The 17,247-nt window shown below is 63.5% G+C and carries 18 protein-coding genes; 12 read left to right on the forward strand and 6 right to left on the reverse strand.

The features are described from left to right. The first annotated feature begins 1 nt into the window (after position 1). From ftsE to ABIE62_RS08985, 6 genes are all read left to right on the forward strand, one after another. Positions 2-739, forward strand: coding sequence for a cell division ATP-binding protein FtsE (ftsE, locus tag ABIE62_RS08960; RefSeq protein WP_354325349.1), 738 nt, complete (start codon positions 2-4; stop codon positions 737-739). Next, positions 736-1,686, forward strand: a complete 951-nt coding sequence (locus ABIE62_RS08965) for a cell division protein FtsX (protein WP_354325351.1) — start codon at positions 736-738, stop codon at positions 1,684-1,686. The genes ftsE and ABIE62_RS08965 overlap by 4 nt, the downstream gene beginning before the upstream one ends. A gap of 8 nt (positions 1,687-1,694) precedes the next feature. Continuing rightward, positions 1,695-2,225 carry a YdcF family protein gene (locus ABIE62_RS08970; protein WP_354325352.1) on the forward strand — a complete coding sequence of 177 codons (531 nt, stop codon included), beginning with the start codon at positions 1,695-1,697 and terminating at the stop codon, positions 2,223-2,225. Continuing rightward, positions 2,222-2,914: a lysophospholipid acyltransferase family protein gene (locus ABIE62_RS08975; RefSeq protein ID WP_354325354.1), complete on the forward strand. Its 693-nt coding sequence runs from the start codon at positions 2,222-2,224 to the stop codon at positions 2,912-2,914. Before ABIE62_RS08970 ends, ABIE62_RS08975 begins: the two co-directional genes overlap by 4 nt. Positions 2,915-3,054: 140 nt before the next feature. Beyond that, complete coding sequence (locus tag ABIE62_RS08980; RefSeq protein ID WP_354325356.1) at positions 3,055-4,383, forward strand: TrkH family potassium uptake protein; 1,329 nt, start codon at positions 3,055-3,057, stop codon at positions 4,381-4,383. Then, positions 4,373-5,032, forward strand: coding sequence for a potassium channel family protein (locus tag ABIE62_RS08985; protein ID WP_354325358.1), 660 nt, complete (start codon positions 4,373-4,375; stop codon positions 5,030-5,032). The genes ABIE62_RS08980 and ABIE62_RS08985 overlap by 11 nt, the downstream gene beginning before the upstream one ends. Positions 5,033-5,357: 325 nt before the next feature. Here the strand turns inward: ABIE62_RS08985 and ABIE62_RS08990 are convergent, their stop codons facing one another. Then, the gene (locus ABIE62_RS08990; protein ID WP_354325360.1) at positions 5,358-6,266 is read right to left on the reverse strand and encodes a prephenate/arogenate dehydrogenase family protein; all 909 of its coding nucleotides are present in this window, start codon (positions 6,264-6,266) and stop codon (positions 5,358-5,360) included. Beyond that, the gene (locus tag ABIE62_RS08995; RefSeq protein ID WP_354325361.1) at positions 6,263-7,363 is read right to left on the reverse strand and encodes a pyridoxal phosphate-dependent aminotransferase; all 1,101 of its coding nucleotides are present in this window, start codon (positions 7,361-7,363) and stop codon (positions 6,263-6,265) included. The genes ABIE62_RS08990 and ABIE62_RS08995 overlap by 4 nt, the downstream gene beginning before the upstream one ends. Before the next feature lie 131 nt (positions 7,364-7,494). On the opposite strand from ABIE62_RS08995, the gene metX reads away from it, so the two are divergent. Then, positions 7,495-8,583 carry a homoserine O-acetyltransferase MetX gene (gene metX / locus ABIE62_RS09000; RefSeq protein WP_354325363.1) on the forward strand — a complete coding sequence of 363 codons (1,089 nt, stop codon included), beginning with the start codon at positions 7,495-7,497 and terminating at the stop codon, positions 8,581-8,583. Next, a complete protein-coding gene (gene metW, locus ABIE62_RS09005) occupies positions 8,580-9,167 on the forward strand; it encodes a methionine biosynthesis protein MetW (protein WP_354325364.1) in 588 nt (195 codons plus the stop codon). Before metX ends, metW begins: the two co-directional genes overlap by 4 nt. A 5-nt stretch (positions 9,168-9,172) precedes the next feature. On the opposite strand, the gene ABIE62_RS09010 is transcribed toward metW, so the two are convergent. Continuing rightward, positions 9,173-9,562: a VOC family protein gene (locus ABIE62_RS09010; RefSeq protein WP_354325365.1), complete on the reverse strand. Its 390-nt coding sequence runs from the start codon at positions 9,560-9,562 to the stop codon at positions 9,173-9,175. 110 nt (positions 9,563-9,672) lie between these two features. On the opposite strand from ABIE62_RS09010, the gene ABIE62_RS09015 reads away from it, so the two are divergent. The 4 genes from ABIE62_RS09015 to ABIE62_RS09030 all read left to right on the forward strand — a co-directional run bounded on the left by ABIE62_RS09015 (position 9,673) and on the right by ABIE62_RS09030 (position 13,433). Then, positions 9,673-10,020 (forward strand): hypothetical protein, encoded by a 348-nt coding sequence (locus ABIE62_RS09015; protein WP_354325366.1) that lies wholly within the window; start codon positions 9,673-9,675, stop codon positions 10,018-10,020. A gap of 67 nt (positions 10,021-10,087) precedes the next feature. Further along, the gene (locus ABIE62_RS09020; protein ID WP_354325367.1) at positions 10,088-10,756 is read left to right on the forward strand and encodes a glutathione S-transferase family protein; all 669 of its coding nucleotides are present in this window, start codon (positions 10,088-10,090) and stop codon (positions 10,754-10,756) included. A 19-nt stretch (positions 10,757-10,775) separates the two neighbouring features. Continuing rightward, on the forward strand, positions 10,776-11,183 hold the full coding sequence (msrB, locus tag ABIE62_RS09025; protein ID WP_354325368.1) for a peptide-methionine (R)-S-oxide reductase MsrB: 408 nt from the start codon (positions 10,776-10,778) through the stop codon (positions 11,181-11,183). A 117-nt stretch (positions 11,184-11,300) separates the two neighbouring features. After that, positions 11,301-13,433, forward strand: coding sequence for a transglycosylase domain-containing protein (locus tag ABIE62_RS09030; protein WP_354325369.1), 2,133 nt, complete (start codon positions 11,301-11,303; stop codon positions 13,431-13,433). 57 nt (positions 13,434-13,490) lie between these two features. Here ABIE62_RS09030 and ABIE62_RS09035 read toward each other — a convergent pair whose 3' ends face one another. The 3 genes from ABIE62_RS09035 to hflK all read right to left on the reverse strand — a co-directional run bounded on the left by ABIE62_RS09035 (position 13,491) and on the right by hflK (position 17,156). Then, positions 13,491-15,023, reverse strand: coding sequence for a Do family serine endopeptidase (locus ABIE62_RS09035; RefSeq protein ID WP_354325370.1), 1,533 nt, complete (start codon positions 15,021-15,023; stop codon positions 13,491-13,493). A 176-nt stretch (positions 15,024-15,199) separates the two neighbouring features. Then, positions 15,200-16,045 (reverse strand): protease modulator HflC, encoded by an 846-nt coding sequence (gene hflC, locus ABIE62_RS09040; protein WP_354325371.1) that lies wholly within the window; start codon positions 16,043-16,045, stop codon positions 15,200-15,202. 4 nt (positions 16,046-16,049) lie between these two features. Next, a complete protein-coding gene (gene hflK, locus ABIE62_RS09045; RefSeq protein WP_354325372.1) occupies positions 16,050-17,156 on the reverse strand; it encodes a protease modulator HflK in 1,107 nt (368 codons plus the stop codon). Positions 17,157-17,247 lie beyond the last annotated feature (91 nt).

Raw genomic sequence — 17,247 nt, forward strand, 5'->3', positions numbered from 1 at the left:
AATGAATGATCGCCTTGCCGGACACGTGAAGTTTGACAATGTCGGCCTGCGTTACGGCACCGATCCCGAAGTGCTGAGCAACCTGTCTTTCACGCTTTACCCCGGCAGCTTCTATTTTCTGACCGGCGCGAGCGGGGCGGGCAAGACCAGTTTGTTGAAACTGCTTTACCTCGCGCAGCGGCCATCGCGCGGGGCGATCCGGATGTTCGGGCAGGATTTGATCACCATGCCGCGCGAACGCCTGCCCGATCTGCGGCGGCGGCTGGGGGTGGTGTTCCAGAATTTCCGGCTGGTGCCGCACCTTACCGCCTTTGACAATGTCGCTTTGCCGCTGCGGCTGGCAGGCGCGGATGAAAAGCGGGTGGTGAAGGCGGTTGCGGAGATGCTCGACTGGGTCGGGCTCACCCACCGCGCCCATGCGATTCCGGCGACGCTGTCGGGTGGGGAGCAGCAGCGCGTGGCCATTGCCCGCGCCGTGATCGCGCGCCCGCAAATGCTGATCGCGGACGAGCCGACCGGCAACGTCGATCCCGAAATGGCGCTGAAACTGCTGCGCCTGTTCGAAGCCTTGAACAACCGCGTGGGGACGACCGTGGTGGTGGCGACCCACGATGTCCACCTGCTCAAGAAAGTGCCCGATTCGCTGATTATGCGGCTGAACAAGGGGCAGTTGTCCGATCCGACCGGCGCACTGCGTTATCCCCCTCGCCCAGCCGCCTCGGGTGAGAGTGGGGCATGAACACGCCGCCGCCGCCTCTGTCGGATGCACCCGAAACCGATAGCGCCGCCGATCTGGCCACCCCTGCGCGCAACCGGGCAGCGGCGCGGCTGCTGCCTGCAAGCCGCTTTGCCGGGCCGATCCCTTGGGTCATCGCGATCCTGATCGCGCTGGTGGTGATCGCGGCGGCGGGCGGGCTGGCGTTAAAGAACCTGGCGACCAGCGCCAGCGCCGATCTGTCGGCGGCGGTGACGGTGCAGGTGATCGAACCCAACCCCGATTTGCGCGCGGCGCGCGGCGCTGATGCGGTGCGGGTGTTGACCGCAATGGATGGGGTGCGCGCGGTGCGACTGGTGCCCGAGGCAGAATTGGTCGCCCTGCTTGAACCCTGGCTGGGTGAAGGCGCGGCGAGCGGCGATGTGCCGATCCCGGCGCTGATCGATGTCGAGCTGTCGCGCAGCGCTGCCCCTGATGATATCGCCCGGATCGCGGCGGCGCTTGAACAAACGGTTCCCGGCGCGCGGGTTGATGCCCAATCGGACTGGCTGCAACCGGTCTATCGCGCGCTGTCGGCGCTGCAATGGCTGGCGCTGGGGCTGATTGCGCTGGTGGCGCTGGCGACCGCGGCGGCGGTATGGCTGGCGGCGCGCAATGCCTTTGCCGGCGCGCGCGACACGGTTGAGATCATTCACCTGCTCGGCGCGACCGATCGTCAGATTTCCGCCGTGTTCCTGCGCACCGTGCTGCGCGAAGCCGCTTTCGGAGCGGTGGTCGGCGCGGGTCTGGGCGTGGCCGCGGTGTTGCTGCTGGGACAGCAATTCGCCGCGCTGGATAGCGGTTTGACCAGCGGCGTTGGATTTGGCCTTGCTGAGTGGCTGGTGATCGCTGCCGTTCCGCTTGCCGGGGTGCTGATTGCGTTGCTGACAGCGCGGATCACCATTGCGCTTGCCCTCAAGGACATGCTCTAGGGGCAGGCATGATCCGGCGCGGTGTTTCTTTGGTGTTTCTGGTCTGGGTGATCGGCTTCCTGTGGTTCGTCGTGACGCTTCCGGAGGAGGCATCCGACGTGACAACCGACGCGGTGATCGTGCCGACCGGCGGGGCCGGGCGGATCGCGCGCGGGCTGGAGGTGCTGGATCAGGGGTTGGCCGCCAAAATGCTGGTCAGCGGGGTCGATTCCGAAGTGCGCCCCGGCGAATTCGCTGCCGAATTCGGGGTTGCGCCGGAACAGATGGAATGCTGCGTCACGCTGGGCTTTGCGGCGGTGGATACCCGTTCCAATGCGGCGGAAACTGCCAAGTGGGTGGCGCAGAACGAAGTCACATCGATAAGGCTGGTGACGACCGATTGGCATATGCGCCGCGCCGCGGGTGAGGTTGAACGGACGCTGCCCGACCATGTCACCGTGATTCGCGATGCCGTGCCTTCGCAACCGGATTTCGGCACATTGTTTCTGGAATATCACAAACTGATCGCCAGCCGGGCGGCGGGGCTTGCCGAGTTATGATCTTCCTCCTCGCCGCGCTGCGCAGCCTGGCGTTTTATGTGCTGTTTTATGGCGGCAGCGTATTTCTGGTGAGCGCATCGGTGATCGCGATTGTCGCGCGCAAGGCGTGGCTGCGCCCGGTGGTGGCCAAGTGGGGCGGTTGGCATTTGTGGTGTGTGGAACACGTGCTCGGCATCGAAGTGGTGATCGACGGCGAAATCCCCGATATGCCGGTGCTGATCGCGGTCAAGCATGAGAGTTTCTTCGAAGCGATTGATACTCCGCGCCTGTTCACCTTCCCGGCGGTGTTCGCCAAGCAGGAATTGTTCAGCATCCCGGGCTGGGGCTATTCGGCGCTGACCTATGGGTTGATCCCGGTGGCGCGCGACAAGGGGGCGAAGACTTTGCGCGAAATGCTCGCCGTGGCAAAGCAGCGCGTGGCAGAAGGGCGTCCGCTGGTGATCTTCCCCGAAGGCACGCGCGTGGCGCAAGGCACGCGGCCGGGGTTGCAGGCGGGGTTTGCCGGGCTTTACAAACTGCTGCGCCTGCCGGTGGTGCCGATCGCGGTGGATAGCGGGGCGGCCTATCACCACGTGGTCAAGCGCCCGGGGCGGATCACCTACAAGGTCGGCGAGACGATCCCCGCGGGCCTGCCGCGCGATGAGGTCGAGGCGCGGGTGCATGACGCGATCAACGCGCTGAACAGGTGAGGTTTCCATCTGCCATGTCCGCTGTCGGGAGAGAACGGCAGCGGCGCTGATGACCGGAAGTGGGTCGATTGCTGCCATACTCACACTGGTAATTCCACCAAGCTGTTGCCTACCGAACGATTCGTCGGCAATTCACCCTGATGAAGCTAATGCGCAATCCGATCCGGCTGGTGCCGAGCCTTTTTCTGCTCGCAATAGCTGTGGGAACTGTGCTGCTAAGCCTGCCGATTGCTACCGCTGACGGCACCCGGGCGCCGTTACTGACAGCCTTGTTTACAGCAACTTCGGCGATCGCCGTCACCGGGCTGGTGGTGGTCGATACGGGTACCTACTGGTCACCTTTTGGGCAAGCCGCGATCCTGTTGATGTTTCAGATAGGCGGACTTGGGATCATGACGGCGGCAACCCTGTTTGGCCTGATCGCCGGTCGCGGCTTTGGCTTGCATGATCGCATGGCCACGCAGGTTGAGCGCGGACGGCTTGAACGCGGCGATGCGCTATCTGTGCTGAAGCTGGTTTTCACCATCACGATTATCGTCGAGGCGGCGGTGGCCACAATCCTCGCGCTGCGCATGGCAGCAAGTTACGATATGAGTGTGGGCAGCGCGATATGGCACGGGGTGTTCCATGCGGTCAGCGCCTTCAACAATGCTGGGTTCTCTACCCATGCCGACAGCGTGATGGGGTATCAGTCCGATCCGGTGATCCTGGTGCCAATCATGCTCGCTGTGATCCTGATGGCGCTCGGCTTTCCGGTGATGCAGGATTTGCGCGACAAGCGGTTCGCGTGGAAGCGGTGGTCGCTTCATTCCAAGATTACCGTCTACGGCACAGCCGCTCTGCTGGCGTTGGGCTTTGTCGCAATCCTGGCGATGGAATGGACCAATGCGGCAACGCTTGGCCCGATGGGCGTGGGAAGCAAGCTGCTCAATGCCGCGTTCCATTCGGTGATGCCGCGCACCGCCGGCTTCAACAGCGTCGATGTGGGCGCGTTCCACGATCAGACGCTGATGGTAAATTACCTCCTCATGTTCATTGGCGGCGGCAGTGCGGGCACAGCGGGCGGGATCAAGGTAACGACCTTCATCGTGCTGTTCGCGATCGTCCTGTCCGAAGTGTTGGGCCGCCGCGATGCCGGATTGTTCGACCGCCGCTTCGGCAGCGAGATTGAGCGGCAGGCGCTCACCGTGACCGCGCTGGCGGGCGGCATCATCTTCGTCGCCGCCACTTACATCTCCGCGATCACCACGCTGCCCCTTCCCACGATCCTGTTCGAGTGCATCTCCGCCTTTGCCACCGTCGGCCTGTCTACCGGCATTACCGCCGATCTGCCGCCATCCGCGCAGGTGGTGCTCGTGCTGTTGATGTTCATCGGCAGGGTGGGAACAATAACCGTCGCCACCGCGCTTGCCGTAGGACGGCCGCCGCGGCCCTATCGCTATCCCAAGGAGAATCTCATTGTCGGCTGACAAGCGCAAACCCGTTCTGGTCGTGGGCCTTGGCCGCTTCGGCGGCGCGGTTGCCCGGACGCTCACCAACATGGGCAGCGAAGTGCTGGGGGTGGATAGCGATCCCCACCTGGTGCAGGAATATGCAGCAGACCTCACCAAGGTGGTCGAGGCCGATTGCACCGATGGTGATATGCTGCGGCAGTTGGGTGTCGCTGATTTCGAGGCGGCGGTGGTCGCGATCGGCAGCGATATCGAAGCTAGCGTGCTGACGGTGCTGGCGCTCGCCGATCTGGGCCTCACCAACATCTGGGCCAAGGCGAGCAATGCGAAGCACGCGCGGATCCTCGAACGCATCGGCGCGACCCATGTCGTGTTCCCCGAACAGCGCATGGGCGAACGGGTCGCGCATCTGCTTAACGAGCGGCTGCTGGATTTCATCGCCTTTGGCGATGAGTTCGCGATTGCGCGCCTTCGCGCTCCCGAGCCGATAATCGGCCTGCCGCTGGTGACCAGCGCATGTCGCAAGAAATATGATGTCACTGTTGTGGGCGTGAAGCGTGCGGGTGAGGCGTTTATTCATGCTGTGCCCGACACGATCATCTTCCCCGACGACGAATTGGTTGTGTCAGGCAGGATCAAGGATATCGAGCGCTTTTCGGCGATCTGATCCAGCATGGGGCAGCTGTCGGGTCGTCAGTTCCTTTCGCGGATGTCTAGTTCGGCGCCATTCCCCGAATGGCGGCTTTTATCGCGAAGGCTCGCCAAGCCGACCTGCTTTCCTACTCTGGCGCGACCTGTCAGCGTGGCCTGCATGAACCGTCCGAAATCCGCCTTCGCCATCCCGCAAAACCGCCCTGTGGCGGCCGGCGCGGGGCGGCGGATTTTTCTGCTTCTGGACAGTGTAACATGTGTCTCCAACAGGCGGGCCGGAAGGAGGCGCAGGAATGAGGGAGCGGGCGTCTATTCCCCGTGCCCCCTATTCCCCGTGCCCCCTATTCCCCGTGCCCACGTCCGAAATCGGGCCGCTCATCATCCTGCCCCTGTTCGATCACCTGCCGCCGGATCGCGCGGGTGCGGGTGAACAGATCGAACAGCGTATCCCCGTCGCCTGATCGGATCGCGCGTTGCAGCGCGGTGAGGTCTTCGGAAAAGCGCCCCAGCATCTCCAGCACCGCGCCTTTGTTGGTCAGGAATACATCGCGCCACATCACCGGATCGGACGCGGCGATGCGGGTGAAGTCGCGGAAGCCCCCGGCGGAATATTTGATCACCTCGCTTTGGGTGACATCCTCCAGATCGCTCGCCGTGCCGACAATCGTGTAGGCGATCAGGTGCGGGATGTGGCTGGTCACGGCGAGCACCAGATCATGGTGCGCGGCGTCCATCAGTTCGACCTTCGAGCCGAGCGCCGCCCAGAAGTCCGAAAGCGCCGCCAGCGCCGCCGGGTCGACGCCATCGGGCGGGGTGATGATGCACCAACGGCCCGCGAACAGCGTGGCAAAGCCCGCCTCCGGCCCGCTCTGTTCGGTGCCTGCGACGGGGTGGGCAGGGATGATGCAGGCCTCCGGCAATGCGGCGGAGAGCGCGTCTGCCACGGCTTCCTTGGACGAGCCGACATCGCTGATGATCGCGTGGGGGGAAAGGCCGGGGGCAAGTTCGCGCGCCGCATCGCCCATCGCGCCAACGGGCACGCAGAGGATGACAAGATCGGCACTGGCAACGGCCTCAGCGGCGGTATCGCATACCCGGCCCACCAGCCCGCGCTCCGCCGCCTTGGCGCGCACCTGCGGGTCGCGGTCCCAGCCGGTGGTGGCAATGTCCAGCCCGCGCGCCTGCACGGCGAGCCCGATCGAACCGCCGAGCAGCCCCAGCCCGATGATCGCGACGCGTTCGATCGTCACGCCGGTTCTCCGCACAGGGCGCGCAAGGCGGCGATCACGCCGGTCATGGCGTCCGCCGTGCCGATGGTAATGCGCAGCGCGTCTGGCAGGCCCTGTCCGGGCAAATGCCGCACCGCATATCCCGCGTCGGCCAGCGCAGTGAGTGCGGCTGCGGCGGTCACACCGCCGCCGAAATGCACCAGCACGAAATTGGCCTCGCTGGGGGAGGCGGTCAGGCCGTGATTGCCCAGCGCGGCGATAGCATCGCAAAACCGCGCGCGTTCCGCCGCGTTGTGGGCGCGGCTGGCGGCGACGAAACCCTGATCGCCGAGCGCCGCAATCGCTGCCTTCTGCCCGCTGGTGGAAACATTGAACGCCCCGCGCAGCCGGTTGATGAGGTAGATCAGCTCCGGCGCGCCGGTCGCCCAGCCCACGCGTTCCGATGCAAGTCCGTAAGCCTTGGAAAATGTCCGCGTGACCAGCACGTTGTCATGCGCTGCCGCCAGATCAAATGCCGCGTGCTGATGCGCGGGGTCGACATATTCGGCGTATGCTTCATCCACCACCAACAGCACCTGCGGCGGCAGGCCCGCGTGCAGCCGCGCCACTTCGGCAGGCGGCAGGAAGGTGCCAACCGGGTTGTTGGGGTTGTCGAGCAGCACGACCTTGGTGTTCGGCGTGACGGCGGCGATCAGCTTGTCGACCGACGCGGCATAGGCTGCATCATCCGCAAACACCGGAACCGCGCCGACCCGGTGCGCCAGCAGTGGGTAAAGCGAAAAGGAATAGCGCGAAAACACCACCTCATCCCCCGGCCCGGCCACGGCCTGCACCGCGCATTGCAGCAATTCGCCCGAACCCGCACCACACACGATCCGGTCGGCATCAAGCCCGTGCAACGCCGCGATGGTTTCGCGCAGCGCCCGCGCATCGGGATCAGGATAATCGGCGGCGATATGCGGCATTGCCAGCGCCGCCAGCGCCGCCGGGCTGGAGCCGAGCGGGTTTTCATTGGCGGACAGCTTGACCAGCGGCGTGCCGCTGGCCGAGCGCGATGCGCCCGGTTGATAGGCGTGGATCTGGGCGATCCAGAGTTTGGGCTGAGGTTTGGTTGTCATCGCAAGCCCGATTAAAGAAAAACAGCCCTTCGACAAGCTCAGGGTGAGCGGTTATGGGGCTAACCTCAAAATTAATCCGCTCGTGCTGAGCTTGTCGAAGCACTGCCCCTTGTTCGGTTAAGTGCCACGTGTTGAACCCTTCGCTTGTATTTCAGATCCCCCAGCCCCTGCCGCTCGATAGCGGGCAGGCGCTCGACGGCGCGCAGATTGCCTATCAGACCTATGGCGCGCTTGCGCCCGATGCGTCGAATGCGGTGCTGGTGTGCCATGCGCTGACCGGGGATCAATATCTTGCCAGCGCACACCCGATCACCGGCAAGCCGGGGTGGTGGGAACGCATGGTCGGCCCCGGCAAGCCGATCGATACCAACCGCCATTTCGTGATCTGCGCCAATGTGATCGGTTCCTGCATGGGATCAACTGGCCCCTCCAGCATCGCGCCCGATGGGCAGCCCTATGCGATGCGCTTCCCCGTCATCACCATCCGCGACATGGTGCGCGGGCTGGTGGCGCTGCTTGATGGGCTGGGGATCGCGCAACTCCACGCCGTGGTGGGCGGATCGATGGGCGGGATGCAGGCATTGAGCCTCGCCGCCAACTGGCCCGAACGCGCCGCGCGGGTGCTGGTGCTGGCGTCAACCGCGCGCCATTCGGCACAGAATATCGCGTTTCACGAGGTTGGGCGTCAGGCGATCATGGCCGATCCGGCGTGGGCGGGCGGCGATTACTACGCCAGCGAGGCGCGGCCCGATAATGGCCTCGCCGTCGCCCGGATGGCGGCGCATATCACCTACCTGTCCGAGGCTGGGCTGACCGAAAAGTTCGGGCGACGCTTGCAGGATCGTGAGGCCAAGGGTTTCGGCTTTGATGCCGAATTCCAGGTGGAAAGCTATCTGCGCTATCAGGGCAGCGGGTTTACGCGGCGCTTCGATGCCAATTCCTATCTCTACATCACCCGCGCGATGGATTATTTCGATCTGGCCGAGGAACATGGCGGCAAGCTCGCCAACGCCTTTGCCGGGACGCAGGCGCGCTTCTGCCTGATCAGCTTTGATACCGACTGGCTGTATCCCACTGCGGAAAGCCGCCACATCGTCCACGCGCTCAACGCCGCGGGCGCGAAGGTCAGCTTTGTCGAACTCAGCGCAGCCCATGGGCATGACAGTTTCCTGCTCCCCCACGATCAGTGTGATCGGGTGGTTAAGGGGTTCATCGAATGACGCTCCGACCCGATCTGGCCGCTATCGCCGCCCATGTCGCACCCGGCAGCCGGGTGCTCGATATCGGCTGCGGCGACGGCGCGTTGATGGCGGAACTCCAAAGCGTCAGCGGATGCGATGCGCGCGGGATGGAGCTGGACGGCGCGCTGGTGGAACGCTGCGTTGCGCGCGGGCTATCGGTGGTGCAGGGCGATGCCAATGTCGATCTGGCCGAATATCCCGACAAGGCGTTTGACTACGCGATCCTCAGCCAGACGTTGCAAACCGCGACCCGGCCCGATCTGATCCTCGATGAGCTGCTGCGCGTCGGGCGGCGGGCGTTTGTTTCCTTCCCCAACTTTGCCCACTGGCGCACCCGCGCGGCACTGATGTTCGGCGGGCGGATGCCGGTCACGCGCGCCTTGCCGGTCAGTTGGTACGAGACGCAGAACATCCACCATGTGACGGTGGAGGATTTCCGCGATCTGGCGCGGGAAAAAGGCGCGAGGATCGAACGTGCGTGGTTCTTTGCCAATGAAAGCGAAATCGGCGCGCCAGCAGCGAACTGGCGCGCCGAATTCGCGGTGTTTGAATTAAGCCGGTAAGATCATCACGCGCGGTGCAACATACACAGCTTGTGACCATCAAGATCGAGCACATAGCCGAGGTTCATCGTCCCCATCGCGCCGACTCGCGGGCCCGGCGGGTCTTCGATCGACGTGCCGCCCGCTGCAACGGCGGCATCGTGGAAGGCCTTTACCTGCTCCAGACTGTCGCAGGCGAAGCCGATGGTCGAGCCGTTGGCGACGCAGGCAGGGGCATCGTTGATCGGCTGGCTGATCGAGAACATCCCGCCATTGTGCATCCAGAACGCGCGCTTGTGCCCGGTGGCGGCGACGTTGACCATTCCCGGCCCTGCGCCGAGCGTGGCCAGCACGGCATCATAAAACGCCTTGGCACGGTCAAAATCGTTGGTGCCAACCATTATGTGACTGAACATATTTTGGAGTCTCCTCTTATAAGACAAGTTGCGGATTAGGACGGATTTACGCTTGCAGCAATGCGGATTTCGGTAGCATCAGGTTCATATCGCGGTGCATAGGGTGGCCTATGCTCACTTCGCTTCTCGCCGCTGCGCTCATGCTGCAGGCTGCCCCCGCCCAGTCTCCCGTCCTTTCTCAGGAAAACCGCGCGCTGTTGCGCTGTGCAGCGGCGTTTGCGGTGGTGGCGAACGGGCAGGCGAACAGCGATGTGGCGGCGCAGCAATGGCCTGATCTGAGCACGCGGGGCCGCGAATTCTTCGTGCTGACAATGGCGCAGCTGATGGATGCCAGCGGGCTGGATCGCGCCGGGATCACCCAGCTTGCCAAGGACGAGGCGCAGGCGCTGATCACCAATGATGAGGTGCACAAGATCATGCCGACCTGCCTGCTGATGCTGGAATCCTCTGGCGTCTGATTACTCCCCGGTTACCGGGTGCAGGGCATGGATTTGCGTTAAAAATTGCGGCAAGGAACGCGGCACCATGTGGCTCCTTTATCAATTCCCGCTGTGCCCTTTCAGCCGCAAGATCCGTCTGCTGCTGGGCGAAAAGAACGTCGCCTATGATCTGGTGCGCGAAGATCCCTGGGCGGCATCGGACATGTTCTTCAACTTGAACCCCGCTGGACGCACGCCGGTGATCGTCAATCGGGACAAGAACATCATCATTCCCGATAGCAGGGCGATTGCCGAATATTTCGAAGAGGTGGTCGAACGCAGCCCGATGATCAACGGCTCGGCCACGCAGCGCGCCGAAATCCGCCGTTTGGTGGCGCTGTTTGACGAGAATTTCTACGCCGATGTCACCGCGCCGCTGCTGTCAGAACGGATGAGGAAGCGCATCTTGCGCCAGCCGCCCGATAGCGGTGCGTTGCGCAATGCGATGAAGCTGGCCCACGGGCACCTGGATTACCTCGACTGGCTGATCGACAACCGCCCGTGGGTAGCGGGTTCGACCATGAGCCTCGCGGATCTGGCCGCTGCCGCGCAGATTTCGGTCGCGGATTATCTCGGCGGGATCGACTGGACGGGCCACGAACAATCGCGCGGCTGGTATGCGGTGTTCAAAAGCCGCCCGAGCTTCCGCCCGCTACTGACCGAGCGGATGGACGCGATCAAACCGCCGCCGCATTATGCGCTGCTGGACGGGTGAGCTATCAAGAGGTGCCGCTATGACTGACGATCCCCGTAGCCTGACCGATGCCGAATGGCGCGAACGCCTTTCGCCGATGCAGTATCATGTGCTGCGCGAAGCGGCCACCGAACGCGCCTTCACCGGCGAATATGACAAGTTTTACGATGAAGGCGAATATCATTGCGCCGCCTGCGGCACGCAGCTGTTCTACAGCACCGCCAAATACAATTCCGGCTGCGGCTGGCCCGCCTTTACTCAGCCCGCCGATGGCGAGGTGGTCGAGGAACACCGCGACACCGCCCACGGCATGATCCGCACCGAAGTACGCTGCGGCAAGTGCGGCGGGCATCTCGGCCATGTCTTTCCCGATGGCCCGCCCGAACAGGGGGGGCTGCGGTATTGCATCAACTCCGCCGCGCTGATTTTTACCCCGGCAGAGGAATGAGGCCGCGCGGCCAACCGGGGAGAGTTTTGCAGACGCAGGTTCACCCCCGGTTACAACTCGCCTATGCATGGCGCGCGTTTCCGCCCCTGACCGGTGGGCATCAAATGGGCACAGGCCATGTCAAAAAGGGGTGAGCGATTGCAGGACAGGGGCGCGCGCGGAAAGCGCCGGGCGGCGGCGCAGCGGTCGGCACCCGCGGCAGCACGCAAGCCGGACAATGCGCCGCCTTCGCGTCTGCGCCGCTGGTTCAAACGCGGGATGTTGTGGGGCGGCGCGTTGGCGCTGCTGGGGTTGGTATTTCTCGCCTTTGCGGTCGGGTTCGCGGCGCAATCGCTGCCCAGCTACGCCGCGCTCAAGGCAACCCAGCCGGGGCAGACCATTGTCGTGCGCGCGCGCGACGGGCGCGAACTGGTCGAACTTGGGCCAAGCTTTGGCGAATGGCTCGATTATAATGAGATTCCCGAAAACATGACCAACGCGATGATCGCGGTCGAGGACAAGCGGTTCCATTCGCATCTCGGGGTTGACCCGGTGCGCCTGACCGGCGCGATTATCGAAGGGATGACCGGGGATGACCGGATCGGCGGCACCTCGACAATCTCGCAGCAGCTGGCGCGCAACCTGTTCCTCAACAACAACCGGTCATTCGACCGCAAGGCGCGCGAAGCGGTGCTGGCGATGGCGCTCGAATGGAAATTCTCCAAGCAGCAGATTCTCGAACTCTATCTCAACAAAGTCTATTTCGGCGGCGGGGCCTATGGGATCGACAGCGCCAGCCGCAAGTTCTTCAGCCACCCGGCCACCGAACTGAGCGTTGCCGAAGCCGCAATAATCGCCGGATTGGTCAAAGCGCCGAGCCATTATTCCCCCACCGCCGATGTGCAGGCCGCGGTTGACCGTGCCCAGGTGGTGCTTCGGCTAATGCGCGAACAGGGCTATATCACCCCCGATCAGGCCAGGGTCGATGTCAGCGCGGTGCAGTTGAAACAGCAGGCGGGGCAGAATTCGGTGCGCTATTTCACCGATTGGGTGCTGCCGCAGCTCGATATCATCCTGCCCGAAACCTACGAACCGATTGAGGTGTGGACCACGCTCGACATCGGAATGCAGCGCGCCGCGACCGCCGCGATCGAGGCCAACACACCCAGCGGCGCGCAAGGCGCATTGGTCAGCCTTGACCGCGACGGAGCGATCCTCGCGCTGGTCGGCGGCACAGATTACGTCGCCAGCAATTTCAACCGTGCTACCACCGCGATGCGCCAGCCCGGGTCGGCGTGGAAGCTGTTCGTCTATCTCGCCGCACTGGAAGCGGGCTACACGCCGGAAGATAAAGTGGTCGATACGCCGGTGACTATTGACGGGTGGAGCCCGCGCAATTCGAACGGGCGCAATGTCGGCGAAACCGATCTGCGCACCGCGTTCGCCTTTTCGATCAACACGGTCGCAGCCCAGTTGGGCAACGAAGTCGGTTTTGGCACGGTTGCGTCGATGGCGCGGCGGTTCGGGATCAGCTCGGATGTGGCGACTTACCCCTCGATGGTGCTCGGTTCATCCGAAGTGCGCGTGATCGAAATGACGCAGGCCTTTGCCGGGATCTCTGCCAAGGGCGTCGCGGTGCAGCCCTATGGCATCACCAAGGTCACAGGCGCGAGCGGCGATGTGCTCTATCGCCGCGACGAACCGCGCAAGGTGCAGCAGGTGCCCGATTACGTGGTCGCCGGGGCGACCGATCTGCTGCAAGCCGCAGTGCAGACCGGCACTGGCCGTGCGGCGCAGATCGGGCGGCCAGTGGCGGGCAAGACCGGCACCACTTCATCGAACAAGGATGGCTGGTTCATCGGTTTTTCCAGCGGAATCACCACTGGCGTATGGATGGGCCGCGATGATGCCAAGCCGGTGGCGGGCCTGCAGGGTGGGCGCGCCCCCGCGCAGGCGTTCGCCGCCTATATGCGCTATGCCGTCAAGGATCGCCCGGTTGAGGAGTTCGACATCACGCTCGAACTGCCCGAATGGCAGCTCGAACCCGATGAAGAGGCGTTGTTTGGCGAGCCTGACGATTATTACTACATCGACGAACAGGGCAATCTGGTCGAGCCGGGGCGGCGTGAACCTGCGCCCAGCCCATTCGGGATCGAAGGTGAGCGCGGGCCTGCTGCACCCCCTGCGGCCAGCCAGGATTTCCTTGAAGAAGCCACCGGCGGCGAAATCCCACGCCCGTCAGCCCCGCGCCGTCCACCGCCTGAGTTATGATAAAAAAGGGCGCCGGAATTGCTCCCGGCGCCCTTTCTGTTTTGCGATATCAACCGATCAGCGCAGTCGGATCGGGAAGAACGCCGGAGGCTGCGTGCGGCGCTGGACGCGTAGCAGGATCGCCTCGCGCCCCTCGGTCGCGGCAGCCTTGACCTGCTCCGCCAGCGCTTCGACTGAGGCAACCGCCTGATAATTGGCCGACAGGACGATGTCTCCGCGCCGCAGACCCTTGCGCGCCGCGTCGGCATTGGGATCAACCGCTGCGATCACCACGCCCTGCGTTTCAGCCGGCACGCCAAGCGAGCGGGCAATCGCTGCGGTCATCGGAATCACCTGCAAACCCAACTTCTGTTCGATCGTCTCGTTCGAGGCGCCCGGTGCCATCGGCTCTTCGGAATCGGGATCGAAAGTCTGAGTCTGCTGCTGCAATTCCGCTTCACTTGGGCGTTTTCCGAGCGTGACGTTGAGTGCGAGGCGTTTGCCATCGCGCAGCAATTCGACCGGCACCTGCGCGCCGGGTTCCATATTGGCGACCAGGAAGGATACCGTCTGTTCCCCAGTCACGTCTTTGCCGTCGACCTTGGTGACGATGTCGCCGGGCTTCAAACCCGCGCGTGCTGCCGGGCTATCATCCTGCACGGTCTGCACCAATTCGCCGCGCCGTTTGGGCAGACCGAGCGATTCGGCGAAGTCTTCATCAATCGGCTGGAGGCCGACGCCGAGATAACCGCGCTGAATTTCGCGCCCGTCGCGCAGTTGCTCGACGATCGGCGCGGCGATTTCAGCGGGGATCGCAAAGCCGATGCCGACGCTGCCACCCGAAGGCGAGAAGATTGCATTATTGATGCCGATCACATTGCCGCGCATGTCGAACAGCGGCCCGCCCGAATTGCCGCGGTTGATGCTGGCATCGGTCTGGAGATAGCGGTCATAAGCGCCGCCCTGGCCGGTGTTGCGATAGACTGCGGAAATGATCCCGCTGGTCACCGTGCCGCCAAGGCCGAACGGATTGCCGATTGCCACGACCCAATCACCCACGCGCGCCGCGCTCGAATCGCCGAAGGTCACGAACGGGAAGGATCGGTTGGCCTTGATCTTGAGCACCGCGAGATCGGATGCGGCATCAGCGCCGACCAGTTCGGCTTCGTATTCGGTGCCATCGGGCAAGGTAACGGTGATCGATTCCAGCTTGGCGCGGCTATCGGGGGAGACCACGTGATTATTGGTCACCACAAAGCCATCGGCCGAAATAATGAAGCCCGACCCCAGCGACTGCGCCTCACGCGTTTGCGGCTGACCGCCGCCGCCCTGACGGCGGCTGAACAGGTCGGCAAAGGGTGTCCCAGCGAATGGGTTATTGGCAACCTCGATCCGCTGGCGCGTGGCAATATTGACCACCGCAGGCTGTAATTGCGCGGTGAGATCGGCAAAGCTGACAGGGGCACCTTCAATCGGCACCACCCGGTCCATCACCGCATCATCATTCTGCGCCACCTGCGCGCCCAGCGGCGTTCCGGTGATCAGCGAAATGGCAGCGCCGCCGACCAGCAGCGCGCTCGACAGTCCGTATACATAGCGCACGTTCTTCACGTCCTCTTGGTCCTTATCATCAAGCAGGAACGCGCGGGGGTCGCTACGTTCCTTACACTGTCAACGGGGCCAGCCGAACAGATGGCTGGATTGCCCCAAATGCACCTTTCGGGCCTGAACGCTGATTGAACGCAACATTACATTCGGCGCTCAGGATCATCCCCTGGTCGAACGCGTTAGCGTTTCCCCCTGAACTGGCGGAAATATTCGCTGTCGTCCGAAAGCACCATCGCGCTGTTGCCTTCCCCGGCCAGAAAGGTCTGGCGATAGCTTTGCATGGCGCGATAGAAATCGTAGAATTCCGGGTCTTTTCCATAAGCATCGGCATAGATGCGCGCGGCCTGCGCCTGGGCTTCGGCCTGAGTGATTTGCGCATCGCGTTGCCCGGCAGCGCGGATGGTGGCGGCTTCTTCCTGCCGATCGGTTTCCATCCGGGTGAAGGCGGCATCAAGCGGGCGACCTTCGGGAAGGTCTGCCGCCTTGATCCGCACGTCGAGCACCTGCGCGCCGTAATTGCGCGCCTGCGTATCCAGCGTGCGGGTGATGTTGGCCATCGCGGTGCCGCGCTCGGCATTGATCAGCGCCGAAAACGGCCGCCGCCCCAGTTCCTGCCGCAGCACCGAAGTGAGGATCGGCAACAATTGCGATTCGAGCTGTTCTTCCGTCCCGGCACGCTCCACCATCCGCACCGGATCGATGATGCGATAGCGGGCATAGGCATCGACCTGCAGGCGCTGCTGATCGTTGGAGAGCACCTGTTGCCGGGTCATGTCGAGATCGAGCACCCGGCGGTCAACCATCTGCACCGCTTCGACAAACGGGATGCGCCAGTTGATGCCCGCACCGGTCTGGCCGTAGGGCAATTCGGGCCGGAACTGGTTGAACACCCGGTCGGGCTGACCGGTGCGGATCACCACCGCCTGATGGGTTTCGGGCACGATCACCACGCTGGACAGCAACGCCACCAGAATGACGATGGCGGCGATCAGGATCGCTTTGTAGTTCTGAAACACAGCATTCATGGCGTTATTCCCCTTGCGGCCGCGGCGGCTGGGCTGCGGTCTGCGCCCGGCGCTGCAATTCGGGCAGCGGCAGATAGGGCGTTACATTGCCGGATTCGACGATGGTTTTGTCGGTCTTGGACAGCACCGATTCCATGGTCTCGTAATACAGGCGGCGGCGCGTCACTTCGGGGGCGAGGCGATATTCCGCATAGATATTGTTGAATTCGCTCGCATCACCCTGTGCCCGCGCCAGCACTTGCTGGGCGATCGCCTGCGCGCGGTTGACCGCCGCATCGGCATCCTGCTGCGCCGAAGACACGTCCTTGAACGCTTCTTCAACCCGGCTTGGCGGGTCGGTCTTGTTGATTTCAACGCCCTGCACGGTGATCCCCGAACGATAGGCATCAAGCCGCGCCTGCATCCGTTCGCGCACCGCCTGTTCGATTTCCGCGCGGCCTTCACCGGTCAGAACCTCGTCGAGTTTCTTGCGCGCCACTGCCGCGCGCATGGCGGCTTCGCCGATTTCAAGCAGCGCGTTGCGCGGATCGGCCAGCTGATATTTGTAAAGCGTCAGGTTAGAGATGTTCCAGCGCACCACGTAAGACAGATCGACCAGGTTCTGATCCCCGGTCAGGATCAGTTTTTCGGTGTTGGTGCCGGGAATTTCCTCCGACCGGATCTGCGTGACGTTTTCCTTTTCGACCATGTTGATCGGCCAGGGCGCGGTGAAATTGGTGCCCGAATCAAGCGTGTCCGAATATTTCCCGCCGAGCCATGTGACCACCGCCTGTTCGCCCGGCTGGACGAAATGGACGCTGCTTGCGGCGACCCAGATCAATGCAACTGAGCCGATAATGACCGGAAGCCAGCTTTTGCCGCCGGGCCGTTCTGGCAGGCGGAAAGCGGGGCCGCCGGGGCCACCACCCGCGCGGCGCGGGCCTTCGGGGCCGCGACCCTTGAAGATATCTTCGATACTGGCCGAGCGCCGCTTGCCAGGTTCACCCCCGCCGGGCAGCCACGGATTGCGCGGGCCATCCGGCCCGCCGCTGCCGCCTGCACCGCTGCCGCCATCGCTGCCGGGCTCATCGCCCTTGCCCGATCCGCCCCACGGATTATTTTTGCCAGCCATGGCAAGGCCGCGTGCGGCCACACCAAGACGTTCTCTCCAACCGACCAATCTTTGCATAATGCCGTTATAGGCACGCTCTGCGGCGAAAAAC

It is taken from the genome of Porphyrobacter sp. MBR-155 (assembly GCF_040547625.1).
GTDB lineage: Bacteria > Pseudomonadota > Alphaproteobacteria > Sphingomonadales > Sphingomonadaceae > Erythrobacter.

Coding starts and splice junctions, on each gene's coding strand:
- metW (WP_354325364.1), top strand. CDS start 8,580: ATGACGCTCCGACCCGATCTGGCCGCTATCGCCGCCCATGTCGCACCC.
- ABIE62_RS08970 (WP_354325352.1), top strand. CDS start 1,695: ATGATCCGGCGCGGTGTTTCTTTGGTGTTTCTGGTCTGGGTGATCGGC.
- ftsE (WP_354325349.1), top strand. CDS start 2: ATGAATGATCGCCTTGCCGGACACGTGAAGTTTGACAATGTCGGCCTG.
- hflC (WP_354325371.1), bottom strand. CDS start 16,045: ATGAATGCTGTGTTTCAGAACTACAAAGCGATCCTGATCGCCGCCATC.
- ABIE62_RS08980 (WP_354325356.1), top strand. CDS start 3,055: ATGAAGCTAATGCGCAATCCGATCCGGCTGGTGCCGAGCCTTTTTCTG.
- ABIE62_RS09030 (WP_354325369.1), top strand. CDS start 11,301: ATGTCAAAAAGGGGTGAGCGATTGCAGGACAGGGGCGCGCGCGGAAAG.
- hflK (WP_354325372.1), bottom strand. CDS start 17,156: ATGGCTGGCAAAAATAATCCGTGGGGCGGATCGGGCAAGGGCGATGAG.
- msrB (WP_354325368.1), top strand. CDS start 10,776: ATGACTGACGATCCCCGTAGCCTGACCGATGCCGAATGGCGCGAACGC.
- ABIE62_RS09010 (WP_354325365.1), bottom strand. CDS start 9,562: ATGTTCAGTCACATAATGGTTGGCACCAACGATTTTGACCGTGCCAAG.
- ABIE62_RS09020 (WP_354325367.1), top strand. CDS start 10,088: ATGTGGCTCCTTTATCAATTCCCGCTGTGCCCTTTCAGCCGCAAGATC.
- ABIE62_RS08975 (WP_354325354.1), top strand. CDS start 2,222: ATGATCTTCCTCCTCGCCGCGCTGCGCAGCCTGGCGTTTTATGTGCTG.
- ABIE62_RS08965 (WP_354325351.1), top strand. CDS start 736: ATGAACACGCCGCCGCCGCCTCTGTCGGATGCACCCGAAACCGATAGC.
- ABIE62_RS09015 (WP_354325366.1), top strand. CDS start 9,673: ATGCTCACTTCGCTTCTCGCCGCTGCGCTCATGCTGCAGGCTGCCCCC.
- ABIE62_RS08995 (WP_354325361.1), bottom strand. CDS start 7,363: ATGACAACCAAACCTCAGCCCAAACTCTGGATCGCCCAGATCCACGCC.